This is a genomic window from Sphaerotilus microaerophilus (genome assembly GCF_023734135.1).
In the GTDB taxonomy this organism is placed as follows: domain Bacteria; phylum Pseudomonadota; class Gammaproteobacteria; order Burkholderiales; family Burkholderiaceae_C; genus Sphaerotilus; species Sphaerotilus microaerophilus.
In genome coordinates, this window is the sequence record NZ_AP025730.1 from 91,240 (window position 1) to 116,780 (window position 25,541).

A 25,541-nucleotide genomic window follows, 5' to 3' on the forward strand; every position below is an offset into this window, starting at 1 on the left:
CGCTCATTTGAGGACCACCCGCGGATCGACCAGCTTGTAGAGCAGGTCGGTGAGCAGATTGACGAGCATCGTGATCATCGCCAGGTAGATGGTCACCGCCTGGATGACCGGGTAGTCGCTGCGGTTGACCGCCAGCAGCACCTCGCGGCCGATGCCGGGGATGGAGAAGAACACCTCGATCAGGAAGCTGCCCACGAAGATGCCCGGCAGCTGCACGCCGATGTTGGTGAGGATGGGGATCAGCGCATTGCGCAGCACGTGCTTGAGCAGGATGGCGCGCTCGGTCAGCCCCTTGGCGCGGGCGGTGCGCACATAGTCCTGGCCGATCTCGTCCAGGAAGAAGCTGCGGTACAGGCGCGTCTGCGGCGACACGCCCACCATCACCGCCAGCAGGATCGGCAGCGGCGCGTAGGTGGTCAGGTTGGTCCAGAAGCTGGCCGTCCAGCCCTGCACCGGGAACCAGCCGAGCTGGAAGGCGAACAGCCACTGGCCGACGATGACGTAGACCAGGAAGCTGATCGACAGCGCCACGGTGGTGACCACCATGATCGCCCGGTCGGTCAGCGAGCCGCGCACCGCCGCCACCGCCAGCGCAAAGGGGATGGCCAGCAGCGCATCCAGGATCAGGATGGGCACCATCACCGTCAGCGTGGCCGGCAGGCGGCTGCCGAACAGGCTGGACACCGCCTCCTGCGTGGCCCAGGACCGGCCCCAGTCGAAGCTGACGATCTGCTTGAGGAAGATGCCCAGCTGCTCCCAGACCGGCCGGTTCAGGCCGAGCTGCTCACGGATCTGCTCGATCTGCTGGCTGGTGGCGTTCAGGCCGCCGAGGATCTCGGCCGGGTCCCCGCCGAAGGCCTTGAAGAGGAAGAAGACCAGCAGCACCACCCCGAGCAGGGTCGGCACCATCTGCCAGAGGCGGCGGATCAAATAGGCGAGCATGGACCGGGAGTCTAGCGAGGCCGCCCGGCCGCGCCATCCTGGCCGGCCCGGGGAGCCGGCTCAGGCGGGCAGCGCGGTGGCTTCGCGGGCTTCGCCGGCCACGTTACCGCCCCGCACCGATGGGCCCAGCACGGCCGCCTGCAGGCGCTCGAACTCCGCGCGCGGCACGGGCCGGCCGTACAGCCAACCCTGCGCCAGGTGGCAGCCCATCTGGCGCAGCGCCGCGGCCTGGTCGGCATCCTCCACCCCCTCGGCCACCAGCTCCAGGCCCAGGCTGTGGCCCATGCCCACCACCGCACGGACGATGCCGGCACGGGCGGGCTGCGTCGCCACCTCGTTGACGAAGGAGCGGTCGATCTTCAGCGTGGTGATCGGGAAGCGGGTCAGGTAGCCCAGCGCCGAATAGCCGGTACCGAAGTCATCGATCGCCAGCGTGAAGCCCAGCTGGCGCAGCTCGGCCAGGATCGCCGCCACCTGGCCGCGCGAGTCGATCAGCAGGCTCTCGGTCATCTCCAGCTCGATCCACTCCGGCCGGCAGCCGCTGTCGTGCAGCACGGCGCGCACCATGCCGACGAAGTGCGGCGACCAGAACTGCCGCGGCGACAGGTTCACCGCGATCTTCAGGGCAGCCGCACCCGGTGGCTGGTGCGCGTTCCAGGCCACCGCGGTCTCGCAGGCGGTGCGCAGCACCCACTCGCCGATCGGCACGATCAGGCCGGTGTCCTCGGCCACCGGGATGAAACGGTCCGGCGGCACCAGCGCACCGCCGCCACGCCGCCAGCGCAGCAGCGCTTCGGCGCCCACCACCCCGCCGTCGCTCACGCGCACCTTGGGCTGGTAGTGCAGTTCCAGCTCGTTGCGCTCGATCGCGCGGCGCAGGTCACCGTCCAGCCGCACCCGCTCACGCGCCCGGGCACTCTGCTCGGCGTTGTGGAACTGGTAGCCCGAGCGCCCGCGCGACTTGGCATCGAACATGGCCACATCGGCACAGCGCATCAGCGAGTCCGCATCGGTGGCATCGCCCGGGTACATCGCGATGCCGACGCTGCAGGACACGTACAGCTCCAGCTCGCCCAGCCGGAAGGGCCGGCCCAGCGCGGCGATCAGCCGCTCGGCGACGGTCGCGGCCATCGCACTGCTCTCCAACACCGGCAGCACGATGGCGAACTCGTCGCCGCCCAGGCGCGCCAGCCCGTCGCCCTGGCGCAGGCCGGCCTTCAGCCGCGTGGCGGCCTCCACCAGCAGGCGGTCGCCGGCGTCGTGGCCCAGCGTGTCGTTGACCGACTTGAAATGGTCCAGGTCCAGCACGAGCAGCGCCAGCCTGCCCTGGCAGGTGGCCACCGCCGAAGCCAGCGACGCCTGGAAGGCCGCCCGGTTGGCCAGCCCGGTCAGCGGGTCGCCGTAGGCCAGATCGCGCAGCTCGTGCTGCACCGCCACCTGCCTCGTCACGTCCTGCACCGTCGTCATCACGCGCACGGCGCGGCCGTCATCGCTGTACTCGGCGCGCTGCACCGCCTGCACATGGAACTCGCCACGGACCGACACCACCCGGGCGTCGTAGCGCAGCTCGGCCTGCTGCTGCGTGAGCGAGTCGCGGATCAGCTCGGTGACCCGCTCGCGGTCCTCCGCCGCCAGCGCCTGCGTGATGTCGCGCGGCGAAACCACTTTCCCCGCCGGCACGCCCAGCATGCGACAGGCCTGGGCCGACACCGTGACATGCCCGCCCTGCACGTCCCACACGAAGTGCCCGACCAGGGCCATCCGCTCGGCGTCCTGCAGGTGGGCCAGCACCTGCTCGCGCTCCTGGGCCGTGCTGTGCAGGCTGCGGATCAGCCCCTGCACCGTGCGCGGCAGCGAGAAATTCACCGTCACGATGAACATCAGGCAGCAGAACGCCAGGAAGGCATGCAGGCCATCCCCCCAGCTGAGCAGCCCGACGATCGCCGGCGCCAACGTCAGGATGCCGAACACCGGGACCACCACCGGCAACGCACCGACCAGGGACGCGCTGCCCGCCACCATCACCAAGGCCGTGACCAGCACGGCCATCTGGTGGATCGGTTCGGGCAGCACACCGACCAGCGCGCTGAAGCTGCCCCAGGCGGCGCCCTGGACCGCCGTGGCGCCCCAGGCCAGGTGCTGCCAGGCCAGCAGACCGAAGCGCTGCCGCGCGCCGTGCCGATACACCCATACCGCGGCCAGCCGAAGGGCAAAGAGCAGCTCGACCGCCGGCAGCCACACCTTCACGTACAACGGCGGCAGGTGCGGCAGCAGTGCAAACACCACCAGCGCAGCGCCAAAGGCGCCCGCCAGCAGGGTGACGGTGGACGCACCGTAGTAGGCATCCATCATGGCCTGCCTCTCGCTGACCAGGGGTCGAGGCGCAACGGTAGCGATTGGCGGTGAAGAGGGCTGGCTACTGCTCATGGGAGGTACCGATACGCCGGCCCTCGCCACCCCGCCTCTGGCGGAGCGACACATGCCGTCCGCAGGAACATCGGCAGCCCGGGTCACGGGTACAGGCAGCCACGCCCACCCGACCGTGAACCCTGTCACGCCATCCAGGGGAACGGCCCCCCCGCCCGGCCAACCCACCAGTCAGCCGGCGCGTCCCGCTCCAGCCAACGGGCAGCGCCGGCCGTTCTCGAAGACCAGCAGCTCGCCGGGCGCCATCGCCGTCCAGGCCTCGTTGCAGGTCAGCGGTTCAGTCACCACCACCGCCACGCGATCGTCCGGCGTGGTGTGGGCGGCAAAGTCCACCGTCAGGTCCTCGTCCTGCAGCTGCGCGGTGTCAAAGGGGTGGGCTCGCTCGATGTAATGCAGCTTGGTGCTGCAGTGCACCCACAGCGCCTCGCCGTTGCTGAGCAGGAAGTTGAAGGTGCCGTGCCTGGCCACCGGCGGCACCAGTTCGGCCAGCGTCTGCGTCAGGTGCGCCACGCTGGGCACGCCGGCATGGCACTTCGAGATCTCCTGCATCAGCCAGCAGAAGGCGCGTTCGCTGTCGGTGTCGCCGACTGGGCGGAAGGCCGCATGCAGCTTGGGCTGGAAGTCCACCAGGTTGCCGTTGTGCGCGAACACCCAGTAGCGCCCCCACAGCTCGCGCATGAAGGGGTGCGTGTTCTCCAGCGCCACCCGTCCCTGCGTGGCCTTGCGGATGTGGGCAATGATGTGGCGGCTGTGGATCGGGTAGCGCCGGATCATCTCCGCCACCGGCGAGGTGGTGGCGCTCTGGTGATCCACGAACAACCGCACCCCCGGCCCTTCGAAGAAGGCGATGCCGAAGCCATCGCGGTGCTCCTCGGCGCGGTGGGCGAAGCCGGTGAAGCTGAACACCAGGTCGGTGGGGGTGTTGGCATTGAGGCCGAGCAGCTGGCACATGGCGTGAGTGTGCCGCATCCGCCCGTCGGGCCCTCGCCCACAATGCGGCCTGCCTGCATGCCTGCCAGCCCGCGCGCCCAGCGCGACACCACCTGCCCGCCCCTGCCCCCGATGGACACCACGGCCCTCCTCACCCGCCTCGGCGAACACCTCGCCCGGGCCTGGCAGACCCCGGTGCACCCCACCCGAGCCACCCGTGCCACCGTGCCAGCCAGCCTCCCGGCCTGGCGCTGCGTCTGCGGGCGGCGGATCTACTTCCGCAATGACCGCTGTCTGGCCTGCGGGCGGGCGCTGGGCTTCGACCCGCTGGCCGGCGCCATGCTCGCCCTGGCGCCGGCCGAGCCGCTGCCCGGCGAGCCCGCCCCGACCTGGCACGACGCCCGGCCCGACCATGCCGCGGCCACCTACCTGCGCTGCGCCAACGCCACCAGCCCGGCGGCCTGCAACTGGCTCGTGCCCACCAGCGAGCGCAATGACGCCGGGCAGCGCCCGCTGTACTGCCGCGCCTGCCGGCTCAACCGCACCATCCCGGACCTGGGCCGCGCCGGCCAGGCCGACGCCTGGGCCCGCATCGAGGCCGCCAAGCGCCGCCTGATCGCCCAGCTGCTCGCACTGGGGCTGCCCGTGGCCTCCCGGCTGCCGGGCGCGGGCGGCGAAGACCCCCAGCGCGGCCTCGCCTTCGACTTCCTCGCTGAATCACCGGGCGGCGCCGAGGTGCTCACCGGCCACGCCAACGGCCTCATCACCCTCGACCTGGAGGAGGCCGACGACGCTGCCCGTGAACGCCTGCGCGCCCAGCTGCACGAGCCCTACCGCACCCTGCTCGGCCACCTGCGCCACGAGGTCGGCCACTACTACTGGGACCGGCTGGTGGCCGGCAGCGCCTGGCAGGAGCCCTTCCGGCAGCTCTTCGGCGATGAGCGCGCCGACTACCGCAGCGCCCTGCAGCAGCACTATGCCGAGGGCCCCCGGCCCGATTGGGCGCAGTGGCACGTCAGCGCCTACGCCGCCAGCCACCCCTGGGAGGACTGGGCCGAAACCTGGGCCCACTACCTGCATCTGCACGACACGCTGGAAACCGCGCGCCGCTTCGACCTCGATGCCGAGGACATCGAGATGGAAATCCAGCCCTACGGCGAGGACGCCCTCACCGCCCCCGACCCGGCCTTCCTCGCCGCCGTGAACGCCTGGGCCGAACTCACCGCGCTGCTCAACGAACTCTCGCGCAGCATGGGCCAGAGCGACTTCTACCCCTTCACGCCCAGCGCCGCCGCGGTGCGCAAGCTGCACTTCGTGCACCGGGTGGTGAGTGCAGCAGCAACCGCCGGCTGACGCGCCCCTCTGACCGGCCCCTGCCTCACACCCGCAGGCCGAACAGCCCGATGTGGACCGCCCGGTTGAGCCAGCAACGCAGCCGGGGCACCTCCCGCCGCAACAGGGGCAGCTGTGGCGTCCCCTGGGCACCGGTGGGCAGCCGCTTGTGCAGCACGAACACCGGATCGCCCGTGCGCGGGTGCCGGCTCTCCCCGGTCACGGCATAGCCGAAGCGCCGGTACATCGCCAGTGCCTGCGCGTTGTCCTGCCGGCAACGCAGCCCCACTCGGGCCAGCCCCATTCCCGCGGCCCGCGCCTCCACCTGCTGCAGGAGCAGCGAGCCCAGGCCGCGGCGCCGCTGGTCGCCATCCACCGCGATCATCGTCAGCCACAGCTCACCTGACCCGGGTTCACGCTGCACGAACGACAACCCCAGCACGCGGCGCCCTTCACGCAGCACATGGAAGCCGTTGGAGTGGTGGCAGAGGTAGTAGCGCAGCGTGCGCGCCTGCAGGTCCGGCAGGCTGCGCAGCGCCAGCGCCGCCACCTGGGGCCAGTCGCGGTAGCGCAGCGGTTGTGGGTTTGGAAAGGGCATCGGCAGCAGCCCCGGCAGGGCACCGGGTGAAGGAACCTGAGCCAGCCTATGCGGCACACCTGAGGGTGCACTGAAGCGGCGGCCCCCTGGTTGCGGGCTATGCTTCGTCGGCCCACCTCCTGCGCAGCCCCGGCGGTCCGTTGCCCGTTGACCACCCCTCCCAGCCATGTCGCCTTCCCCGCTGACAGTCACGGTCCACCAAGGCGCCCTGCCGGCCGGGCCCGCCTCACTGCCCGTACCGACCGACCTGCCACCCATCGACCGCATCGACAGCCCGCGGCTGACCCTCGTGCCCGCCAGCGCCGGGCACCTGGCCGACCTGCTGGTGGTCAACGGCGACGACACCGTCACCCGCTGGCTGCCCTACGCCACCTGGCAGACCCTGGACGACGCCCGCGCCTGGCTGGCGCGCGTCGAGGCGCTGGTCGCCGCCGGCAGCACCCGGCAGCTGGTGCTGCAGCACCGCGACCACGGTGGCGTCATCGGCGCGCTGCTCTTCCACCGTTACGAGGCCGCCAGCCGCCGCGCCGAAATCGGCTACGTGCTCGGCCGCGCCCACTGGCACCAGGGCCTGATGCGCGAGGCCGTCGCCGCGGCCTGCAGCCACGCCTTCACGGCGCTCGGCCTGCGCCGCATCGAGGCCGAGGTGAACCCCGACAACGTGGCTTCCTGCCGGCTGCTGGAGGGGCTCGGCTTTCAGCTGGAAGGGCGGCTGCGGCAGCGCTGGACGGCGAAGGGGAACACGTACGACACCTGCCTGTATGGGGTGTTGGGGCAGGAGTGGAGCGCGACCGGCTGATCCTCACTGGGCCTGGTTCATGCGTTGCGAGTCGATCGGTCGGCGGCGCAGCCGACGTTCGGCGCCGATGCGCTGCCATAGGCGCCGAACGAATCGACTGGCCCGGGCCAGTGCGTCGTCGAGCGCGGTCCGCCAGTCCTTTGCCAGTGCCGAAACGACGACGGAGCCGGCGCCATCGGTGCGCAGCTCGATCCGGCAGCACTTGTCGACGCCGCCACGCGGACCGTTCACGTCCGAGAACTGCACCACGGCGCGTGGCACCCGCCAGCTGATGCGCCGCAAGACGACCTGCACGCGGCGCTCGACGCCACCCCTCATCTGGGCAGCCTGAGGATCACGGGACTTGAAGAGCACTTGCATCGCGGTTCTCCTGGGTTGAGCGATCTCGTCAAGGTCGGGCCGGATTTCCGGTACCCCAGCAGGCAATTCCTGGTAGCGGCTTCGAAGAAACCTGATGCGCCGATGGCCGTTGCGACGGGTCGGGCGCCCGGCCGAGCGGGAAACTGCGTCTCAATGGTTCGTATTTTTCTACGTTCTATTCAGTGACTTTCTGCTTTCACCGAAGTATCAACGGGCGCACATTGAAGCCTGTCTTTTGTCCCCGCCATTCACGCCCAACGGAGATTCCCTCGTGCGCAGCTACCCCCGAAACAGCCCAGAAGCCGCCGCGCGCATCGTTGCGCTGGTCCTGATCTCCGACGGCCATGTCTGCCGCTCGGAGATCGAAACCCTGCACCAACTCCAGATCGGAGCTGAACTGGGCTTGGCGCCCGGCCGCTTTGCGCAGGTGATGCACACCCTGTGCGAGGACCTGCTCCTGGGCGCCTATGGCAGTGGCGGCGTGATGTGCAGCGTCCCCGAGGCGACGCTCGCGTCGCTGATGGCCGAGGTGGACGCCCCCGCGCTGCAGCGCACGGTGCTGCGTCTGGCCGGCGCCGCGGCCGCGGCAGACCTGCACCTGGCCGAGGCTGAGGAGCTGGTGATGGCAGCGGCGCGCAGGCACTGGCACATCGGCCACGCACAGGCAGGCGCCCAATGACGCGGTGACGGCAACGCCACCGCCGGCCCGACCGCCGGCGCTCAGGTGCCTGCAGAGTTGCCTGCAGAGGCAATGATCTGCAGCACCAGCGGGTGGTGCTGTCCCCGCCGTGAGCGGATGGCGTGGATCTCTTCCTTCACGCCGTCGCTGCGGCCGAGCAGTTGCAGGCCCTGCATCAGGCCCACGTCGTCCGCCCCGAGGCGGCTGACCGGGAACACGCCCAGCCCACGCGCCGCAAACACCGCCAACAGCGCGCTGTCCTCGAACTCGCCGACGATACGCGGGCGCAAACCCATCGACTCGAACCAGTGGTCCAGCGTCGAGCGCAGGGCCGAGTGCCCCGTGGGCAACAGCACCGGCAGCTCGTTGAGGGTGTGCGGAAAACCGTCCCGCTCGCTCCTGCCGACCATTCCGGCCGGGCCATACCACTCCACCGGCGACTCGACGAGCCGCTCGCTGCTCAGGCGCAGGTTCGGGTTGCGTGGCGCGGCCTGGCCGGCCAGCACCACGTCAAGGTGATGCAACGCCAGCTCGGCAAGCAGTTGCTCAAACTCACCTTCATGGCAGACCAGCCGCAGGTTGGGGGTGGCCAGAACCGGCGCCAGCAGCGCGTGGGCGGCGAGCTTGGAAATACCGTCAGACAAACCCACCGCCAGCTTCGCGACCTTGCCGCTCGCCGCCTCGCGCACTTCGTCGGCGATGCACTGGCCCAGCTGGAAGATCTCCTCGGCGCGCGCGAAGGCGGCTTGGCCGGCTTCGGTGAGGGCCACGCCGCGTCCCGCCGGCTTGAGCAGCTGATGCCCGAGCGACTTCTCCAATTCGCGCACCTGGGCACTGATGGTCTGCACCGCCATGTCCAACCGCTCGGCGGCACGGGCAAAGCCGCCCTCCTTGGTGACCACCCAGAAGTAGTGCAGATGGCGGTAGTTCAGCATGCAGCCTCCAGTTCGGAAAGTACGAACGCCAGCTGCGATTCAACCTGATTTTTCCGGCGCCTGAACATCCCCACACTGTCCAGCGGTTCATCGTCATCGGAGTTCATGCCATGTTCTACGCCATCAGCTGGTTGGTCATCGTCGCGCTTCTGGCGCTCTGGTCGCTGACGGCCTGGGCACTGCACGCCCTCGCGGTCTGGACGGTTTCCACCGCAGGCGCGCTGTCCGGTACCGCATCGGGTGTGGGCGTGCTTGCCCTGCCGCCATGGTTGGCACCGTGGGTGCCGCCGGAGCTCGCTTCTTCAGTGACCGCGCTGCTGTCGACTCTGGGCCCTGTCGTCGAAGGCCTGCTCCAGGCCACCCCCGCCCTGGCCGGTGGCCTGACCGTGGCGACCTGGGTGCTCTGGGGCCTTGGCAGCCTGCTGCTCGTCCTGCTCGGTGGCGGCCTGCATCTGCTCATCGCCCTGTGGCGACGCCGCAGCGACCCCGGGCAGCCCGGCAGCCGCGTGCTGGCGGCTGGCTGAGCGGGCCGATCCGCATCCCCCGGCCTGACCGGCATGGGCACATGCCGCCACCCACATCGTCTGAGCCTGCACCATGGAACACCTGCTTCCCTTCTTCACGGCCGACTTCATGGGCAAGCCGGCCTGGATCTGGCTGGTCTTCGTCGGCATCGTCGCCGCGCTGCTGGCCTTCGACCTGGGCGTGCTGCACCGGGACGACCACGAGATCGGCGTGCGCGAAAGCCTGCTGCTGTCGGCGGGCTACATCAGCGTGGCGCTGCTCTTCGGCGCCTGGGTCTGGTGGTTCCTGGGCGCGCAGAGCGGCATGGACTACTACACCGGCTTCATGATCGAGAAGTCGCTGTCGATGGACAACGTCTTCGTGATCGCGCTGATCTTCAGCTTCTTCGCCATCCCGCGGCAGTACCAGCACCGGGTGCTGTTCTGGGGCATCCTGGGCGTCATCGTGCTGCGCGCGATCATGATCGGCCTGGGTGCCACGCTGGTCAGCCAGTTCAGCTGGGTGCTTTACCTGTTCGGCGCCTTCCTCATCGCCACGGGCATCAAGATGTGGGTCATGGCCGACCACGTGCCCGACATCGCCAACAACCCGCTGCTGCGGTTCTTGAAGCGGCACCTGCGCGTGACCGACGGTCTGCGCGGCAATGCCTTCTGGCTGCGCGAGCACGACCCCGCCACCGGCAAACCGGAACGCTTTGCGACCCCGCTGCTGCTGGCCCTGGTGCTGGTGGAGTTCGTCGACCTGGTCTTCGCGGTCGACTCGGTGCCGGCGATCTTCGCGATCACCACCGACCCCTTCATCGTCTACACGAGCAACATCTTCGCCATCCTGGGCCTGCGCGCGCTGTACTTCGCGCTGGCGGCGATGATCCACCGCTTCAAGTACCTGAAGTACGCGCTGGCCCTCGTACTGGTCTTCATCGGCAGCAAGATCTTCCTGGTCGGCCTCGTCGGCAAGATCCCGGCGGTGATCTCACTGAGCGTGACGTTCAGCCTGATCGCCGGCGGCGTGCTGGTATCGCTGTGGAAGACACGGGGCCCGTCGGCGGCGCCGGAGGCGAGCTGACCACCGAGGATCAGGCCCGCACCAGTGCACACCCGCGAGGGTGCAATGCCACCCCGCAGCGCGCACCGGCGGCCGGCACGAAGCCGGCCGGCTCGGGGACCACGGCGGTGCAGTCGCCAAGGTCTGGCAGGCGCAGGTCCACCTCGTGCTGGTGGCCCAGGTAGCGCACCGCCAGCACCTCGGCCAGGTCGCCAAGCTCCAGTCGCAGCGCCCAGGGGCGCACCGCGAGTTGCCAGGCAGCGTCCGCGGATTCGGACGCATCCCCTGAGACCAGCGCAGCGGGCGCCGGCAGCGCCAGGTGCAGCGGACCACAGCTGACGGCCACCTCGCCCCCCGGCAGCGCCGCCACCTGCGCCGGCAGCAGCATCGATTGACCGATGAAGCCGGCGACGAAGGCATTGGCCGGCTCGCGCACGATCTGCTGCGGGCTGCCGCGCTGCTCGATGCGCCCGGCGCGCATCAGCACGATCTCGTCGGACACCGCCAGCGCTTCTTCCTGATCGTGCGTCACGTACAGCGCCGTCAGCCCCAGGCGCTGCTGCAGCGCGCGGATCTCGGCGCGCATGCGGTGGCGCAGCGCCGCGTCCAGGTTGGACAGCGGCTCGTCCAGCAGCAGCAGCGCCGGCTTGAGCACCAGCGCCCGCGCCAGCGCCACGCGCTGCTGCTGGCCGCCGGAGAGTTCCGCCGGCCGGCGGCTGCCGAGTTCACCCAGGCCGACCAGGCCCAGCGCCTCCTGCACCCGGCTGGCGCGCTCGGGCGCCGGCACCTGCTCGGCCACCAGGCCGAAGGCGACGTTGTCCGCCACGCTCAGGTGCGGGAAGAGCGCGTAGCTCTGGAACACCATGCCGATGTCGCGCTCGTGCGTCGGCGCGGCGGTGATGTCGCGCCCGCCGACGACGATGCGACCGCTGGTCGGCCGCTCCAGCCCGGCCAGCATGCGCAGCGTGGTGGTCTTGCCGCAGCCCGAGGGGCCCAGCAGCGTCACCATGCGCCCGGCCGGCACCTGCAGGCTGAAGCCGTCCACCGCGGTGAAGGTGCCGAAGCGCAGCGTGAGGTTGTCGAGGGTCAGGTCCTGGGCGGGCATGGCGGGGGGTTCGAGGTGAGGCTCAGGAGGTCACGAGGACAGGGCCTGCGCGCTGCGGCGGATCTGGCGCTCGCCGACCAGGCGCTGGATCAGCGCGATGGACAGCCCCATCGCCGCCACCAGCGCCGCACTGGCGATGATGGCCAGGCCGTACTGGGCGCTCTCGGCGCGCTCGATGACCCACACCGTCACCGGCGTGAACTCCGGCGTCGCCAGGAAGACCACCGGCGACAGCGAGGTGGCCGCACGCACCAGCGACACCACCAGTGCCACCACCAGCGCCGGCTTGAGCAGCGGCAGCAGCGCGCGCCTGAGCGCCGGCCAGGGCGCGTGGCGCAGCGTGGCGGCCGCCTCCTCCAGCGAGGCGTCCACCTGCGCCAGCGCGGCGCTGCCGGCGCGCATCGCCACCGGCAGGTCGCGGAAAATGAAGCAGGCGATCAGCACGCCCAGCGTGCCGGTCAGCTCAATGGGCGGCAGGTTGAAGGCGCCGATGTAGGCCAGGCCCACCACCGTGCCGGGGATCGCGAAGGTCAGCAGCACGGTGAACTCCAGCAGCCGCCGGCCGGCGAAGCGCCGCCGCTCGATCAGCCAGGCCAGCGCCAGCCCGCCGAGTGCGGTGAAGGGCGCCGCCAGCCCCGCCGCCCAGAGCGTGGTGAACAGCGGCTTCCAGGCCGCGCCGGACCAGACCAGCCCCAGCTCGCCGCGCTCCAGGCCGAAGGCCTCGCGCAGGTGCTGCAGCGTGGGCGTGTGGTCCAGCCCCACCTGCTTGACGAAGCCGGCGGCCAGCACCGTGCCGTAGACCGCCACCGTCAGCGCCAGCCAGCCCAGCGTCAGCCCGGTGACGCCGCGCGCCAGCCCGGCGGGCAGCGCGGTGGTCAGCGCGCCATCGGCCTTGCCGGCGATCGTCGTGTACTGCGCCCGCGCCAGCCCCACCGTCTGGAGGATGAAGACCGTCGCCGTCATCGCCAGCAGCAGCAGGCCGAGTGCGGCGGCGCGGCCAGCGTCCTGCTGTGCGCCCACCAGCGCGAAGTAGATCTGCGTGGACAGCACCTCGATCTGCCCGCCCAGCAGCGCCGGGTTGCCGAAGTCGGCCATGCTCTCCACCATCGCCAGCAGGAAGGCGTTGGCCAGCCCCGGCGCGCACAGCGGCAGCGTGACGCGGCGGAACACCATCGCCGGCGGCGCGCGCAGCGTGCCCGCGGCCTGCTCGATCGACGGCGCGATGCCCTGCAGCGTGCCGCGCAGCATCAGGAAGGCCACCGGCGTGAAAGCCATCGTCTGCGCCAGCAGCAGCCCCGGCCAGCCATAGACCCAGCGCGACGCGGGAATCGCGAAGGCCCAGTCCAGGAACTGGGTGACGGCGCCGTGCCGGCCGAACAGCAGGATGATCGACAGGCCGACGACGAAGGGCGGCGTCACCACCGGCAGCACCGCCAGCAGGCCCACCGCCTTCCAGCGGCCCAGCCGGGTGCGCTCGGCCGCCAGCGCCAGGCCAAAGCCCAGCAGCGTCGAGGCGGCCGCCGCCGCCAGTGCCAGCAGCAGCGTGTTGGCCACCACGCCCAGCGAGGCGCCCGGCCCGTGCCAGAGCTCCGGACTCGCCAGGCGCTGCAGCAGCGCGGCGGGCGCCCAGTGCGCGTCGGCGCCCTGGCCCTCGCGCAGGGCGGAGGCCAGCATGCCGCCCACCGGCCAGGCGATGAAGGTGGCCACCGCCACCCCGCCGACCAGCGCCAGCGCGGCGGCAAAGCGGTCCCCGCGGAAGGCCCCGCGCGCCGCCAGCGCCTGCGCCAGCAGCAGCAGCGCGCCCAGCACCGTGGCCAGCGCCCCGGCGCCCAGGCCGTGCTGGCGCCAGCCGGCCTCGCGGATCGCGTCCTGCCAGCCCTGCACCACCTCGGGCCCGAACCAGCCGCCCAGCAGCGCGCGCGCGCCCGGCAGCAGGCCGCGCGGGCCGATCACCAGGCCCTGCGCCAGCAGCGCCCCCAGCAGCGCCAGCGTCAACCCGATCAGCCCGATCAGCGCCGCGCCGGCCCAGCGGGAGCCCGCTCCGCCCGCAGCCCGCGCGGCCAGGCGGCCGGTCGCCGCCGCCCAGCCCGCCGTCATCACCAGCAGCAGCGCCACCGGCAGCAGCCAGGGCATCGCGCCCGACAGCGCCAGCAGCAGCGGCTGTGCGCCCTCACCCGGCCAGGCGGCCCAGGTCGCGGCGCGCCACCAGCCCGCCTCGGTGACGTGCCAGGGCAGCAGCAGGCCGGCGGCCAGACACAGGGCCGGCGCCGGGCCGATTGGCGAGGGGGTGCGGGTCATGGGTGGACAGAACGCCGCGGTGTTCCTCCCTCCCCCTGGCAGGGGGAGGGTCGGGGAGGGAGTCGAGCCCCCGACCGCAACGGTGCCCTCAGGCTCGACTCCACCCCAACCCTCCCCTGCCAGGGGAGGGAGCCGGAGCGCTCTGGCGATCCGCTCACTTCGCCCCGGCGCGGAAGACCTCCGCGTCCCACTTCGTCAGCAGGCGCTTGCGCTCGGCGGCGGCGCCGTACTTGCCGAAGTCGTAGGCGATCAGCTTGATCTTCTTCACGTCCGGCGACTTCGGGTGGATCGCGCCGCCCTTGTTCGACGGCAGCTGGTAGCTCTCGCCCTTGAGCGCCGTGGCCTGGCCTTCGACCGACAGCGCGAAGTCGTAGAAGCGCTTGGCCGCGGCCAGGTTGCGCGCGCCGTCGACGATGGACATCTACCCGATCTCGTAGCCCGTGCCCTCGCAGGGCGCCACGTTCACCACCGGGAAGCCGCGCTGCGCGTTCATCACCCCGTCGTGCAGAAAGGTGATCGCGATGCCCGTCTCGCCCCGCGCCGCCGCCATGCCCGGCGCCGGGCCCTGCTTGGTGTACTGGTTGATGCTGGGGTGCAGCTTCTTCATGAACTCGAAGGCACGGTCCTCGCCCCAGAGCTGCACCCAGGTCGCCAGGCTCGTGTAGGCCGTGCCCGAGGAGTTCGGGTTGGCCATCTGGATCTCGCCTTTGTATTCGGGCTTGAGCAGGTCGGCCCAGCAGGCCGGCGGCTTCAGGCCCTTCTTGGCCAGCACCTCCTGGTTGTAGACCAGCCCGATCACGCCCAGGTAGATGCCCACCGTGCGCCCGCCGGCGCGCTTGTACTGCTCCACCGCCCAGGGCTGCAGCTGCGCCAGCATGGGGCTGTCGATCTTCATCGTCAGCTTTTCCTCGGCCGCCTGCAGGTGCGGGTCGCCGGTGCCGCCCCACCAGAGGTCGACCTTGGGGTTGTCGGCCTCGGCCTTGAGCTGGGCGTAGGCCTCGCCGGTGCCCTTGCGCGTGAAGGCGATCTGCACGCCCGTCTTGCGCTGGAAGTCCGCCGCGATCACCTGGCACCACTCCTGGTTGGCGGTGCACAGCATGTTGAGCTTTTCCTGCGCCAGCGCCGCGCCGGGCAGCACGGCGGCGAGCAGCAGCCCCAGCGCGCCTGGGCCGGCGCAAGCGGACAGGGTGGACAGGCGGGTGCAGGTGGACATGGCAACACCGGGTGGCAGTGAGACGAGCAATGTAACGCTCCACGCCGGCCCGCCAGTGGCCATGCCGCATCACTTTCCAGCGTGCAGTGCATCACATTTTTTCCACTTTGAGGGCCTAGACTGGCTGCCTTACCCCTTGGAGAGAGAGGACTCTGGAATGCACGCGAATCAAGCCCGGCCCAACACCCCCTCAACCCGCCGTGCGTGGCTGACCTGGCTCGGCGCGGGTGGCGTGGGCGCCCTGGTCCTGCCCGGCTGTGGCAGCAAGCGGCGTGCGGCCAACGCGGAACCAGTGCCAGAGCCGAAAAGCCAGAACGGCATCCGCATCAAGCAGATCAACAACGGCACGCAGATCACCGGCGACGAGAGCCTGCTGTTCGACACCGGCAAGGCCACCATCAAGCCCGGCGGCCTGCTGTTCCTGGACAAGCTGGCGCGGGCGCTGCGCGACAAGCCGCAGGCGAACGTGCTGGTCGAGGGGCACACCGACAACGTCGGCTCGGCGCAGCTCAATGACAGCCTGTCCGAGCGCCGTGCGCTGGCGGTGCGCCAGGCGCTGATCGACCGCAACATCGCCGCCAGCCGCATGTCCGCACGCGGGCTGGGCATGAGCAAGCCCATTGCCGACAACGGCACGCCGGAAGGCCGGGCCACCAACCGGCGCACCGAGATCTTCGTGATCGGCGAGTCGATCAGCAGCCTGGACTGAACCGCAACCGACAGCGGCTATTCGGCGAACAGCTTGAAAAGGCCGCGCAGCGAGAGCAGGTGGCCGGGGTTGCTGGTCTCGTCGAGCACGCCGCTCATGCGTCGCAGCAGGCGCGGGCTGCGCCGGGCGCGCCAGATCACCAGATCAGCCAGCCAGGGGTGGCGATTGACGCCGTTGGCGCGCTCGTAGAGCGCAAAGCGCGGCTGCAGGCGACGCACGCCGGCCCCGTAGTCGGCACAGACCGCGGCGTCGTTCGCGCCGGCCCGGCGGCCGCGCAGCAGGGCATCAGCCGCCAGCAGGCCGGTTTCCAGCGCCTTGCCGATGCCCTCGCCGGTGAAGTCGTAGGTCGAACCGATGGCCTCGCCGGTGGCCAGCAGGCCGGGTCGCCCGGTTTCGGCACCGCCCAGCGTGCAGCGCAGCGGTGCGCCCTTGAGTTCGCCGACGAACTCGCCGCCGTCCATCAAGGCTTTCGCAGGGGCGTAGACACGGGTGAAGGCGTCGAAGACCTCGCGCAGGTTGGCGTCCGCCGCGACGCTGCGGCCGTCGCCCCGGGTGTCGAAGAAGGCGCCCACGCCGATGTTGAACGTGGCGTCACCTACCGGGAAGATCCAGCCGTAGCCCGGGCGCAGGTCGCGGTGCCAGACCACGTCCATCGTGCGCTGGTTCGCCACCACGGCCGGGTTGCGCACGTAGCCACGCAGAGCGATGCCGCTGGGCGTGCGCCGGGTGCACAGCCCGGCCGCGAGCATCGGCGGCATCGCCGCGCCGGTGGCCAGCACCACCCAGTCGGCACGCAGCTCGTGCAGCGCGCCGGCATGGCGCAGGCGCGCACCGACCACCCGGGCGCCGCCCCCGTGGGTCGCAGGCGCCTCGTCCTCGATCAGGCCCTCGAACTTCACCGGCGTCAGGCAGTGCGCGCCGCGGGCGATGGCGTGGCGCTGCAGCAGCCAGTCGAGCTGCCGGCGCGGCAGCACCGCCAGGCGGCCGGGCACGTCCACCTGCCCGCCGCTGGGGCCGACGCAGCGCACGTGGCTGACGTGGCAGGCCTGCGCCATCACCTGGTCGAGCAGGCCCAGGCGGGCCAGGGCGTGGTGGGCGTCCGGGATCAGGCCATCGCCACAGACCTTCTCGCGCGGGAAGTCCTGCTGGTCGATCAGCCACACGTCCACGCCGGCCTCGGCCAGCACCGTGGCACAGGCGCTGCCGGCCGGGCCGGAGCCGACCACCAGCACCTCACAACGCGCAGGCAGGGCCACCGGGGTCGCCGGGGCGGTCGGGTCGGCCAGCGGTGCTGTGGTCGAGGGGGGCGGAGTGGCACTCATGGGATGGGCAGGGGCACCGCAAAAAAGGCGCCGCAGGGTGCGGCTCGGAGCATTCTAGGGAGCACACTGCCAGCGACCGGGCGTTGACACCTGTCAATCCAGGGGGAGTCCGACGGTGTCACGATGCGGTCAAGCAAGTCCCCCGTCCCAACCGCCACAGGAGATCCGGATGAATGCGCCCCTGGACACCACCCAGCGCGACGCACTGCGCAGCGAGTTGCTGAAGCGCCGTGAAGCCCTGCTGGGCACGCTCGCCCTGCATCAGGACGGCGCCTCGCGCGTGCAGCACGCCCGCGACCTGTTGCTGCAGGACGGCGACGACGGCCCGCAGCGCGACGCCGATCGCGAGGTGGACCTGGCCTTCACCGACCACGAGCGCCACGAGCTGGCCGAGATCGGCGCGGCCCTCAAGCGCCTGGACGACGACGATTACGGCATGTGTGCGGACTGCGGCAGCGAAATTCCGCTGGCGCGGCTGAAGGTGCAGCCCCAGGCGCTGCGCTGCGTGGCCTGCGAGAGCAGCCAGGAGAGCCGCCGCGGGGGCGTGCCGCATGCGCTGATGTGAGCGCCCAACGGCGCGGCCACGCCGCGCTGGCCTGACGTACGCGCACCCCGACAATCGGCCCTCATGAGAGGGCCGTTGTGTTTCTGGGTGTCCTGCGTGGCGATGCTGGTCGCGGCGACGGCACCATTGTCATCCCCGGCGATGCCGGTTTCCAGCAACGTCGCGACGGAAGTCGCCCTGGCGACCGCCGGGGGGCCCCTGCCTGCTGCCCGGCGCCCGCGCATCGGCCTGGTGCTGTCGGGCGGCGGTGCGCGCGGGCTGGCGCACGTGGGCGTGCTGAAGGTGCTGGAGCGCGAGCGCATCCCGGTGGACGTGATTGCCGGCACGTCGATGGGCGCCATCATCGGCGGCCTCTATGCCAGCGGGATGAGCGCTGCCGACCTGGAGCGCGAGCTGCTCGGGCTGGACTGGGACGCACTGTTCGCCAGCCGCATCCGCCGCGAGAGCCTGAGCCAGCGCCGCAAGGAGGAGGATTTCGAGATCGCCCCCGCGGTGGAAGTGGGCCTGCGCCGCGAGACCGGCGAGCCGATGCTGCCGCTGGGCTCGGTGTCCAGCCGCGGGCTGGAGCTGCTGCTACGCCGCTACACGCTGCCGGTGCGGCGCACGCCGGACTTCGACGCGCTGCCGATCCCCTTCCGCGCCGTGGCCACCAACATGGAAACGGGCCAGGCGGTGGTCTTCCGCGACGGCGACCTGGCGCAGGCGCTGCGCGCCAGCATGTCGGTGCCGGGCGTCTTCCCGCCCAGCGAGGTGAACGGGCACATCCTGGGCGACGGTGGGTTGGTGGACAACCTGCCGGTGGACGTGGCGCGCGCGATGGGCGCGGACGTGGTGATCGCCGTCAACATCGGCACCCCGCTGGCGGCGCGCGACACGCTGGGCACGGTGGTCGGGCTCACCGCCCAGATGATCAACATCCTGACCGAGCAGAACGTGCAGCGCTCGCTGGCCAGCCTGCGCCCCGAACACGACCTGCTGATCGCGCCCGACCTGGGGCGGCTCAGCTCGGGCGACTTCGGCCGGGCCGGCGAGCTGATCGGCCTGGGCGAGCGCCACGCCGCCAGCCTGAGTCGCGCGCTGCAACGCCTGGCGCTGGACGAGCCGGCCTGGGCCACGCACACGGCCCGGCTGGCCGCCGCGCGCCGCGACCCGATGCCACCGCGGTCGATCACCTCGCTGCGCTTCGAGGGCAGCGAGATCAGCCAGCCGGAGCACTTCGCCGGCATCCTGATCAGCCAGCCGGGCCGGCCCTTCGAGATCGGTGCCGCGGAGCGCGACAGCCGCGCCCTGGCCTCCACCGGCGACTACCTGCACGCCGACTACCGCGTCGAGGACCTGCCGGCCGGCACCGGGCTGGTGTTCGCGCTGCGGGAAAAGCCCTGGGGGCCGCACTACTTCGGCCTGGGGCTGGACCTGCAGAGCGACTTTGCCGGCCGGGGCGAGTTCAACATCAAGCTGGCGCACAACCGCCACTGGCTCAACGACAGCGGCGGCGAGTGGCGCAACCGGTTGCAGATCGGCTCGGTGCCGCGTTGGTTCAGCGAGTGGTACCAACCGCTGGGCCCGCAGCGCTCGCTGCGCTCGGACTGGTTCTTCGCGCTCTCCGGGGACCTGGAGCGCCGCCGCATGACGGCCTACGCCCGCCCGGAGCCCGGCGAGAGCGCGCGCGACCTGCCGATGACCGGCCGCTACGTGCGCGGCAAGGCGGCCCTGGCGGCCGAATTCGGCCAGCCCTGGGGCCGCTGGGGCGCCTGGCGCATCGGGGCGGTGTACGAGGCGCTGCGCGTCGATCCGGAGATCATCGCGGGGCTGGGCGGCAGCGAGGACCCGGGCGACGCCCTGCTGACGATGCACAGCCGCGAGCGTGGCCTGCGCGCCGGGCTGGTGGTGGACCAGCTCGACCACGCCAGCTTTCCGCGCCGGGGCTGGCGCCTGCGGCTGCAGGGACTGGTGGGCCAGCGCCGCGTCGAGACCGAGCGCGCGGCCGGTTCGGCGCAGGGCTTCCACCGCATCGAGGCCGATGCGCACCTCGTCACCAGCCAGGATCGCCACACGCTGGACGCCAGCCTGCGCCTGCGCCAGGCCTTCCAGCAATCGACCCAGGGGCCGGCCCAGTACAGCCTGGGCGGCTTCCACAACCTCTCTGGCTACAAGACGGACCAGCTCTCGGGCAACCAGGTGCTGCTCGGCCGGCTGATGTACACGCTGCGGCTGAACCAGCAGCCGGTGCTGACGCGCGGCTTCTTCGCCGGGGCGACGCTGGAGGCCGGCAACGCCTGGGACGACCCCGGCCGCGTGCACGGCAGCGACCTGCGCTGGGGCGGCAGCCTGTTCCTCGGTGCGGACACCGGCGTCGGGCCGCTGTACTTCGGCATCACCTGGGCGCCGCTGGGCAGCGCCGGCCTGTACCTGCTGCTCGGCCGGCCCTGAGTGCCGGCGCGAAATCAGCCGGCCGGCTGCTCGGGTGTACCCGCTTTGGCTGCTTCAGCCGGGGCAGGGGGTGCGACGCACCAGCCGCGCAGCACCTCGGCGACGTCCTCGACGCCCTGGCGCTTGAGGGCCGAGAACAGGGCAATGCCGACGTCGGAGTGGTCGGTGGCGATCTCCGCCAGCACCTCCTGGGCGCCGCGCAGCGAGGCGGCCGCTTCCTTGCGGTTGAGCTTGTCGGCCTTGGTCAGCACCACCAGCAGGCGCACCTCGCCGTTGCCCACACGGGGCGCGACCCATTCGAGCAGCTGGCGGTCCAGCGCGGTGAAGCCGTGGCGCGAGTCGATCATCTGCACCACGCCGCTCAGGTTGCGGCGCAGCGCCAGGTAATCGGCCATGACCTTCTGCCAGCGCAGCTTGGCGGCGCGCTCCACCGCGGCGTAGCCGTAGCCGGGCAGGTCGGCCCAGATCGCGTCGGGGGCGTCCTTCGGGCCAACCTCGAAGAGGTTGATGTGCTGGGTGCGCCCCGGTGTCTTGGAGGCGAACGCCAGCTGCCGCTGCTGTGCCAGGGTGTTGATCGCGGTGGACTTGCCGGCATTGGAGCGGCCGACGAAGGCGATCTCCGGCAGGTCGTTGCCCGGTAGCTGGTCGAGCTGGCTCGCGGTGGTCAGGAAACGGGCCGTGTGGGCCCAGGCGAGGGCCGTGCGCGTCGCTTGCGCGCCACCTTGCGGCGCCGTTGCATGAGATGTCATGGCCGGCATTGTAAAATCCACAAGTTAAGCGCCTTCCAAGCCTCAAGCCTCCTTTGCGCGTGTGCCGCGCCGTTCCACCATGAAATTCGCCCCGTCGCTCCTTGCCCTGCTTGCAGCCGCCGCCCTGGCGTCCTCCGTGGCCGCGGCCGAGACCAAGCCCGCCGCGAAGGCCGACATCGCCAAGGGCCAGGCCATCGGCACCCAGGTCTGTGCCGCCTGCCACACCTCGGACGGCACCCGTGGTGCGCCGGCCAACCCGATCCTGCAGGGCCAGCACGCCGACTACCTCGCCAAGCAGCTGGGCGAGTTCAAGTCTGGCAAGCGTGACAACCCGATCATGAAGGGCATGGCCACGCCGCTGAGCGACGAGGACATGAAGAACGTCGCCGCCTTCTTCGCCAGCAAGGCCGCGCCGGCCGGCGCCGCCAAGACCAAGGACCTGGTGCTGCTGGGCGAGAAGATCTATCGCGGTGGCATCGCCGATCGCTCCATCCCGGCCTGCGCCGGCTGCCACAGCCCGAGCGGCGCCGGCATCCCGGCGCAGTACCCCCGCCTGGCGGGCCAGCACTCGGACTACACCGAGTTGCAGCTCAAGGGCTTCCGCGACGGCGTTCGCAAGAACAACGCCGTGATGACCGGCGTGGCCGCCAAGCTGAACGACCGCGAGATCAAGGCGGTGGCCGACTACATCGCCGGCCTGCACTGAGCGCCCGGGGCCTGACGCCCCAGAATTGATGCATATCAAAAGGCCGGTCTCGCACCGGCCTTTTGTCATGGGCTCGCGCCCCTTATGCTCGCGTCCTTGCCGGTGCCTCGGGCGCCGGCCGCCTGTCCGTCACTGAAGTTCCGCCATGTCCAACGCCCAGAACCGCACCGGCGGTGTCGAGGTCCGCGCCGGCTCCCGCTGGGTCCAGGACGGGGTCGAGCTGCTGTCGTCGATGCGCTTTGCCATCGCGCTGCTCACCCTGATCTGCATCGCCTCGGTCATCGGCACCGTGGTCCAGCAGCACCAGCCGCCGGTCAACTACGTCAACCAGTTCGGGCCCTTCTGGGCCGACGTGTTCGGCCACATCGGGCTCTATGCGGTCTACAGCGCCGGCTGGTTCCTGCTGATCCTGGCCTTCCTGGTCACCTCCACCACGCTGTGCATCGCCCGCAACACCCCGAAGATCCTGCGTGACCTGCGCGACTGGAAGGAAGGCATCCGCGAGGCGTCCCTCAAGGCCTTCCACCACCGCGCCAGCGGTGAGCTGCCGCTCGGGCGCGAGGCCGCCATCGCGCGCGTGTCCGGGCTGCTCGCCCAGCATGGCTGGAAGGCCCGCGCCCAGGTGCGCGAGAACGGCGTGATGGTGGCGGCCCGCCAGGGCAGCGCCAACAAGATCGGCTACCTGGCGGCGCACTCGGCCATCGTGCTGGTGTGCATCGGCGGTCTGTTCGACGGCGACCTGGTGGTGCGCGCGCAGATGGCGCTGCTGGGCAAGAGCACCTTCACCAGCGCCGGGCTGATCAAGGATGTGCCCGCGCAGCACCGCCTCAGCCCGTCGAACCCGACCTTCCGGGCCAACCTCTTCGTGCCCGAGAACGGCCGCAACGGCGCCGCGGTGATCAACCTCACCGATGGCATGGTGCTGCAGGACCTGCCCTTTGACATCGAGCTGAAGAAGTTCGTCGTCGAGTACTACGACACCGGCATGCCCAAGCTGTTCGCCAGCGACGTGGTGATCCACGACCGCGATGGCCGAACCACCGCGGCCAAGATCAAGGTCAACGAGCCACACATCCACAACGGCATCGCGATCTACCAGTCCAGCTTCGACGATGGCGGCTCCAAGCTCACGCTGCGCGCCCGACCCTTTGGCCGGGAAGGGCAGTCCTTCCTGGTCAAGGGCGAGGTGGGCAGCTCCACCACGCTGACCAACCGGGCTGCCGACGGCCGGGCCGACCAGCTGCAGCTGGAGTTCACCGCGCTGCGCGTGATCAACGTCGAGAACCTGGCGGGTGACGCCGATGGCGGTGGCGAGGCGGGCAGCGGCGCCGACGTGCGCAAGGTCGACCTGATCGGCTCGCTGGATAAGCACCTGGGCTCGGGCGCCAAAGCGCCGGGCGACAAGAAGCTGCACAACATCGGCCCCTCGGTGACCTACCGGCTGCGCGATGCCGCCGGCCAGGCACGCGAGTACCACAACTACATGCTGCCGGTGGACATGGACGGCGTGCGCGTCTTCCTGACCGGGCTGCGCGAGTCGCCCGATGCGCCGATGCGCTACCTGCGCATCCCCGCCGATGCCGACGGCAAGCTCGACGACTGGCTGCGGCTGAAAACCGCGCTGGGCGATGCGATGCTGCGCAAGGAAGCCGCGCTGCGCTACGGCAAGTCCGCCGCGCCCGCCGACAAGCCGGAGATGATGGCGCAGCTGCAGGCCTCGGCGCTGCGCACGCTGACGCTGTTCGCCGGCGCCGAAGTGGTCAAGGCGCAGTCGCCCAGCGCCGGGCTGCAGGCGTTGCACGACTTCATCGAGGCCAACGTGCCCGAGACGGAGCGCCAGCGCACCTCGGAGGTGATGCTGCGCATCCTCAGCGGCGTGCTGCAGGACCTGCTCACCCTGGCGCGCGAGCGCGAGGGCCTGCCGGCACGGGCGACGGACGAGCCGATGCAGCGCTTCCTCGGCCAGTCGGTGTTCGCGCTGACGGACTCCTTTGCCTATCCGGCACCGCTGATGTTCACGCTGGAGGACTTCCAGCAGATCCAGGCCAGCGTGTTCCAGGTCACCCGCGCGCCGGGCAAGAACCTGGTCTACCTGGGCTGCGTGCTGCTGATCATCGGCGTGGTGGCAATGCTCTACATCCGCGAGCGGCGGCTGTGGATCTGGCTGGGCGGCAGCCCGGACGGCCAAGCCACCACGGTGAGCATGGCTTTGTCGGCCACCCGCCAGACCCTGGATACTGACAAGGAGTTCGACACGCTGCGCGGCAGCCTGCTAGGCTCTCCGGCGGCACCGATACCGACCGCCGCGACGGACGCGGGCCCCCATTGAGCGCCTCAGGCGCCCTGCGGATGGTCAGCAATGAACGAGATTTGACGCGATGAACACTTCGACCTCCACGGCAAGCTCCCCTGGCCCCTACGCGGTGGGGAGCGCTGTCGGCAGCACCACCACGCTGCAGCTGGGGCGGCCGTCCTACTGGTCGCAGCGCAGCGCCTTCGACTGGGTCTACGCCGCGCTGATCCTGGTGGGTGCCGGCTACGCCTGGCTGCACTACGGCGCGGCGATGAACGACTACGAGCGCGGCATCCTGATCGGCGCCGTGCCCGCGCTGATCTGGCTGGGCTGGGCCTGGGGGCCCCTGCGCACCCTGACGCTGGGCGTGGGGGCGGCCACGCTGCTGGCCATCGCGATGTACCAGCGGCAGACGGACGGCTTCGGCGCCGACCTGGCCGCCGCCGACAAGGTGTTCTGGCTCAAGTACGGCCTGTCCAGCCAGAGTGCCATCCTGTGGATGAGCACGCTGATGTACATGAGCACGTTGTTCTACTGGCTTGGCTACTTTGCCGGCCGGGGCAGCGATACCGCGCAGCGCATCGGCTCGCGCCTCGCCTGGGCCTCGGTGTTCATGGCGCTGCTGGGCACGATGGTGCGCTGGTTCGAGAGCCACCAGATCGGCCCGGACATCGGCCACATCCCGGTGAGCAACCTCTACGAGGTGTTCGTGCTCTTCGCCTGGCTGACCACGCTGTTCTACCTGTACTACGAGCAGCAGTACCGCACCCGCTCGCTGGGCGCCTTCGTGATGCTGATCGTCAGCGCGGCGGTGAGTTTCCTGCTCTGGTACACCGTGGCGCGCGGCGCCCATGAGATCCAGCCGCTGGTGCCGGCCCTGCAAAGCTGGTGGATGAAGGTGCACGTGCCGGCCAACTTCGTCGGCTACGGCACCTTTGCGCTGGCCGCGATGGTCGCGCTGGTCTACCTCAACAAGAGTGCACCGGCGCGCACGCTGTGGATTGGCCTGGTTGCGGTGCCGGGCGGCGTGCTGGCCCTGATGGCGCTGTTCTGGGCCTTCGGCGACCTGGCCCCAGAGACCTCGGCCGCCATCACCAAGGCCGCACGGCTGCTGGGCGGCTGCCTGGCGGTGTTTGCCTTCACGATCCTGGCGCGCGGCGTGATAAACCGCCACACCCCGGCGCTGGAGGTGCTCGACGACGTGATGTACAAGGCCATCGCGGTCGGCTTCGCCTTCTTCACCATCGCCACCATCCTGGGTGCGTTCTGGGCCGCCGAGGCCTGGGGGGGCTACTGGAGCTGGGACCCGAAGGAGACCTGGGCGCTGATCGTCTGGCTGAACTATGCCGCCTGGCTGCACATGCGGCTGATGAAGGGCCTGCGCGGTGCGATGGCCGCCTGGTGGGCGCTGATCGGACTGGTGGTGACCACCTTCGCCTTCCTGGGCGTCAACATGTTCCTCTCGGGCCTGCACTCCTACGGCACGCTCTGACGCGCGCCGGCCGCGGCTGCTTGTCCCTTCAAACCGCCGCCGGGCCCGCCCGCGGCGGTTTTTTCGTTCTCGGGGCTCAGGGCTCGCT

Annotated in this window: 21 protein-coding genes and 1 pseudogene; 11 read left to right on the forward strand and 11 right to left on the reverse strand. The window is 70.8% G+C overall.

Going from position 1 to position 25,541, the window contains the following annotated elements; genetic code table 11:
• Positions 1–3 precede the first annotated feature (3 nt).
• From NGK70_RS00410 to NGK70_RS00420, 3 genes are all read right to left on the reverse strand, one after another.
• Complete coding sequence (locus NGK70_RS00410) at positions 4–942, reverse strand: ABC transporter permease (protein WP_251971428.1); 939 nt, start codon at positions 940–942, stop codon at positions 4–6.
• A gap of 60 nt (positions 943–1,002) precedes the next feature.
• Positions 1,003–3,294, reverse strand: a complete 2,292-nt coding sequence (locus NGK70_RS00415; RefSeq protein WP_251971429.1) for a putative bifunctional diguanylate cyclase/phosphodiesterase — start codon at positions 3,292–3,294, stop codon at positions 1,003–1,005.
• Between the two features lie 246 nt (positions 3,295–3,540).
• Positions 3,541–4,320, reverse strand: a complete 780-nt coding sequence (locus NGK70_RS00420; RefSeq protein WP_251973633.1) for a class II glutamine amidotransferase — start codon at positions 4,318–4,320, stop codon at positions 3,541–3,543.
• 57 nt (positions 4,321–4,377) lie between these two features.
• Here NGK70_RS00420 and NGK70_RS00425 point away from each other — a divergent pair, with 57 nt between their 5' ends.
• Positions 4,378–5,652 carry a zinc-binding metallopeptidase family protein gene (locus tag NGK70_RS00425; protein ID WP_251971430.1) on the forward strand — a complete coding sequence of 425 codons (1,275 nt, stop codon included), beginning with the start codon at positions 4,378–4,380 and terminating at the stop codon, positions 5,650–5,652.
• A gap of 25 nt (positions 5,653–5,677) precedes the next feature.
• Here NGK70_RS00425 and NGK70_RS00430 read toward each other — a convergent pair whose 3' ends face one another.
• Entirely contained in the window at positions 5,678–6,229 is a 552-nt protein-coding gene (locus tag NGK70_RS00430) for a GNAT family N-acetyltransferase (protein ID WP_251971431.1), read from the reverse strand.
• Positions 6,230–6,395: 166 nt separating this feature from the next.
• Here NGK70_RS00430 and NGK70_RS00435 point away from each other — a divergent pair, with 166 nt between their 5' ends.
• Positions 6,396–7,028 carry a GNAT family N-acetyltransferase gene (locus tag NGK70_RS00435; protein WP_251971432.1) on the forward strand — a complete coding sequence of 211 codons (633 nt, stop codon included), beginning with the start codon at positions 6,396–6,398 and terminating at the stop codon, positions 7,026–7,028.
• A 3-nt stretch (positions 7,029–7,031) separates the two neighbouring features.
• Here the strand turns inward: NGK70_RS00435 and NGK70_RS00440 are convergent, their stop codons facing one another.
• A complete protein-coding gene (locus NGK70_RS00440) occupies positions 7,032–7,388 on the reverse strand; it encodes an HPF/RaiA family ribosome-associated protein (RefSeq protein WP_251971433.1) in 357 nt (118 codons plus the stop codon).
• A 271-nt stretch (positions 7,389–7,659) separates the two neighbouring features.
• Here NGK70_RS00440 and NGK70_RS00445 point away from each other — a divergent pair, with 271 nt between their 5' ends.
• Positions 7,660–8,067 (forward strand): TerB family tellurite resistance protein, encoded by a 408-nt coding sequence (locus NGK70_RS00445; protein ID WP_251971434.1) that lies wholly within the window; start codon positions 7,660–7,662, stop codon positions 8,065–8,067.
• Positions 8,068–8,108: 41 nt separating this feature from the next.
• Here NGK70_RS00445 and NGK70_RS00450 read toward each other — a convergent pair whose 3' ends face one another.
• On the reverse strand, positions 8,109–9,002 hold the full coding sequence (locus tag NGK70_RS00450) for a LysR family transcriptional regulator (RefSeq protein ID WP_251971435.1): 894 nt from the start codon (positions 9,000–9,002) through the stop codon (positions 8,109–8,111).
• Between the two features lie 110 nt (positions 9,003–9,112).
• On the opposite strand from NGK70_RS00450, the gene NGK70_RS00455 reads away from it, so the two are divergent.
• Together NGK70_RS00455 and NGK70_RS00460 are read left to right on the forward strand one after the other, a co-directional pair.
• On the forward strand, positions 9,113–9,526 hold the full coding sequence (locus NGK70_RS00455; protein ID WP_251971436.1) for a hypothetical protein: 414 nt from the start codon (positions 9,113–9,115) through the stop codon (positions 9,524–9,526).
• A gap of 73 nt (positions 9,527–9,599) precedes the next feature.
• Positions 9,600–10,592, forward strand: coding sequence for a TerC family protein (locus tag NGK70_RS00460; RefSeq protein ID WP_251971437.1), 993 nt, complete (start codon positions 9,600–9,602; stop codon positions 10,590–10,592).
• 10 nt (positions 10,593–10,602) lie between these two features.
• Here NGK70_RS00460 and NGK70_RS00465 read toward each other — a convergent pair whose 3' ends face one another.
• From NGK70_RS00465 to NGK70_RS00480, 3 genes and pseudogenes are all read right to left on the reverse strand, one after another.
• Positions 10,603–11,676: an ABC transporter ATP-binding protein gene (locus NGK70_RS00465; protein WP_251971438.1), complete on the reverse strand. Its 1,074-nt coding sequence runs from the start codon at positions 11,674–11,676 to the stop codon at positions 10,603–10,605.
• A 30-nt stretch (positions 11,677–11,706) separates the two neighbouring features.
• Positions 11,707–13,974 (reverse strand): ABC transporter permease, encoded by a 2,268-nt coding sequence (locus NGK70_RS00470; protein WP_251971439.1) that lies wholly within the window; start codon positions 13,972–13,974, stop codon positions 11,707–11,709.
• 154 nt (positions 13,975–14,128) lie between these two features.
• Positions 14,129–15,187, reverse strand: a pseudogene (locus NGK70_RS00480) (ABC transporter substrate-binding protein).
• Positions 15,188–15,344: 157 nt separating this feature from the next.
• Between NGK70_RS00480 and NGK70_RS00485 the strand changes: the two are divergent.
• Complete coding sequence (locus tag NGK70_RS00485) at positions 15,345–15,896, forward strand: OmpA family protein (RefSeq protein WP_251971442.1); 552 nt, start codon at positions 15,345–15,347, stop codon at positions 15,894–15,896.
• Between the two features lie 17 nt (positions 15,897–15,913).
• Here NGK70_RS00485 and NGK70_RS00490 read toward each other — a convergent pair whose 3' ends face one another.
• A complete protein-coding gene (locus NGK70_RS00490; RefSeq protein WP_251971443.1) occupies positions 15,914–17,218 on the reverse strand; it encodes an NAD(P)/FAD-dependent oxidoreductase in 1,305 nt (434 codons plus the stop codon).
• A 169-nt stretch (positions 17,219–17,387) separates the two neighbouring features.
• Here NGK70_RS00490 and NGK70_RS00495 point away from each other — a divergent pair, with 169 nt between their 5' ends.
• The gene (locus NGK70_RS00495; RefSeq protein WP_251971444.1) at positions 17,388–17,783 is read left to right on the forward strand and encodes a TraR/DksA family transcriptional regulator; all 396 of its coding nucleotides are present in this window, start codon (positions 17,388–17,390) and stop codon (positions 17,781–17,783) included.
• Between the two features lie 141 nt (positions 17,784–17,924).
• Entirely contained in the window at positions 17,925–20,213 is a 2,289-nt protein-coding gene (locus NGK70_RS00500) for a patatin-like phospholipase family protein (protein WP_251971445.1), read from the forward strand.
• A 14-nt stretch (positions 20,214–20,227) separates the two neighbouring features.
• On the opposite strand, the gene yihA is transcribed toward NGK70_RS00500, so the two are convergent.
• A complete protein-coding gene (yihA, locus tag NGK70_RS00505) occupies positions 20,228–20,962 on the reverse strand; it encodes a ribosome biogenesis GTP-binding protein YihA/YsxC (RefSeq protein WP_251971446.1) in 735 nt (244 codons plus the stop codon).
• A gap of 79 nt (positions 20,963–21,041) precedes the next feature.
• Between yihA and NGK70_RS00510 the strand changes: the two genes are divergently transcribed.
• From NGK70_RS00510 to ccsB, 3 genes are all read left to right on the forward strand, one after another.
• Positions 21,042–21,668: a c-type cytochrome gene (locus NGK70_RS00510; RefSeq protein ID WP_251971447.1), complete on the forward strand. Its 627-nt coding sequence runs from the start codon at positions 21,042–21,044 to the stop codon at positions 21,666–21,668.
• A 145-nt stretch (positions 21,669–21,813) separates the two neighbouring features.
• The gene (locus tag NGK70_RS00515) at positions 21,814–23,997 is read left to right on the forward strand and encodes a cytochrome c biogenesis protein ResB (protein ID WP_251971448.1); all 2,184 of its coding nucleotides are present in this window, start codon (positions 21,814–21,816) and stop codon (positions 23,995–23,997) included.
• Positions 23,998–24,046: 49 nt separating this feature from the next.
• Entirely contained in the window at positions 24,047–25,453 is a 1,407-nt protein-coding gene (ccsB, locus tag NGK70_RS00520; RefSeq protein WP_251971449.1) for a c-type cytochrome biogenesis protein CcsB, read from the forward strand.
• Positions 25,454–25,541 lie beyond the last annotated feature (88 nt).

What these genes read in the sequence shown, in the direction of transcription:
- NGK70_RS00410 (WP_251971428.1), bottom strand. Translation starts at nt 942, where the DNA reads ATGCTCGCCTATTTGATCCGCCGCCTCTGGCAGATGGTGCCGACCCTG.
- NGK70_RS00415 (WP_251971429.1), bottom strand. Translation starts at nt 3,294, where the DNA reads ATGATGGATGCCTACTACGGTGCGTCCACCGTCACCCTGCTGGCGGGC.
- NGK70_RS00420 (WP_251973633.1), bottom strand. Translation starts at nt 4,320, where the DNA reads ATGTGCCAGCTGCTCGGCCTCAATGCCAACACCCCCACCGACCTGGTG.
- NGK70_RS00425 (WP_251971430.1), top strand. Translation starts at nt 4,378, where the DNA reads ATGCCTGCCAGCCCGCGCGCCCAGCGCGACACCACCTGCCCGCCCCTG.
- NGK70_RS00430 (WP_251971431.1), bottom strand. Translation starts at nt 6,229, where the DNA reads ATGCCCTTTCCAAACCCACAACCGCTGCGCTACCGCGACTGGCCCCAG.
- NGK70_RS00435 (WP_251971432.1), top strand. Translation starts at nt 6,396, where the DNA reads ATGTCGCCTTCCCCGCTGACAGTCACGGTCCACCAAGGCGCCCTGCCG.
- NGK70_RS00440 (WP_251971433.1), bottom strand. Translation starts at nt 7,388, where the DNA reads ATGCAAGTGCTCTTCAAGTCCCGTGATCCTCAGGCTGCCCAGATGAGG.
- NGK70_RS00450 (WP_251971435.1), bottom strand. Translation starts at nt 9,002, where the DNA reads ATGCTGAACTACCGCCATCTGCACTACTTCTGGGTGGTCACCAAGGAG.
- NGK70_RS00455 (WP_251971436.1), top strand. Translation starts at nt 9,113, where the DNA reads ATGTTCTACGCCATCAGCTGGTTGGTCATCGTCGCGCTTCTGGCGCTC.
- NGK70_RS00460 (WP_251971437.1), top strand. Translation starts at nt 9,600, where the DNA reads ATGGAACACCTGCTTCCCTTCTTCACGGCCGACTTCATGGGCAAGCCG.
- NGK70_RS00465 (WP_251971438.1), bottom strand. Translation starts at nt 11,676, where the DNA reads ATGCCCGCCCAGGACCTGACCCTCGACAACCTCACGCTGCGCTTCGGC.
- NGK70_RS00470 (WP_251971439.1), bottom strand. Translation starts at nt 13,974, where the DNA reads ATGACCCGCACCCCCTCGCCAATCGGCCCGGCGCCGGCCCTGTGTCTG.
- NGK70_RS00485 (WP_251971442.1), top strand. Translation starts at nt 15,345, where the DNA reads ATGCACGCGAATCAAGCCCGGCCCAACACCCCCTCAACCCGCCGTGCG.
- NGK70_RS00490 (WP_251971443.1), bottom strand. Translation starts at nt 17,218, where the DNA reads ATGAGTGCCACTCCGCCCCCCTCGACCACAGCACCGCTGGCCGACCCG.
- NGK70_RS00495 (WP_251971444.1), top strand. Translation starts at nt 17,388, where the DNA reads ATGAATGCGCCCCTGGACACCACCCAGCGCGACGCACTGCGCAGCGAG.
- NGK70_RS00500 (WP_251971445.1), top strand. Translation starts at nt 17,925, where the DNA reads ATGCCGGTTTCCAGCAACGTCGCGACGGAAGTCGCCCTGGCGACCGCC.
- yihA (WP_251971446.1), bottom strand. Translation starts at nt 20,962, where the DNA reads ATGACATCTCATGCAACGGCGCCGCAAGGTGGCGCGCAAGCGACGCGC.
- NGK70_RS00510 (WP_251971447.1), top strand. Translation starts at nt 21,042, where the DNA reads ATGAAATTCGCCCCGTCGCTCCTTGCCCTGCTTGCAGCCGCCGCCCTG.
- NGK70_RS00515 (WP_251971448.1), top strand. Translation starts at nt 21,814, where the DNA reads ATGTCCAACGCCCAGAACCGCACCGGCGGTGTCGAGGTCCGCGCCGGC.
- ccsB (WP_251971449.1), top strand. Translation starts at nt 24,047, where the DNA reads ATGAACACTTCGACCTCCACGGCAAGCTCCCCTGGCCCCTACGCGGTG.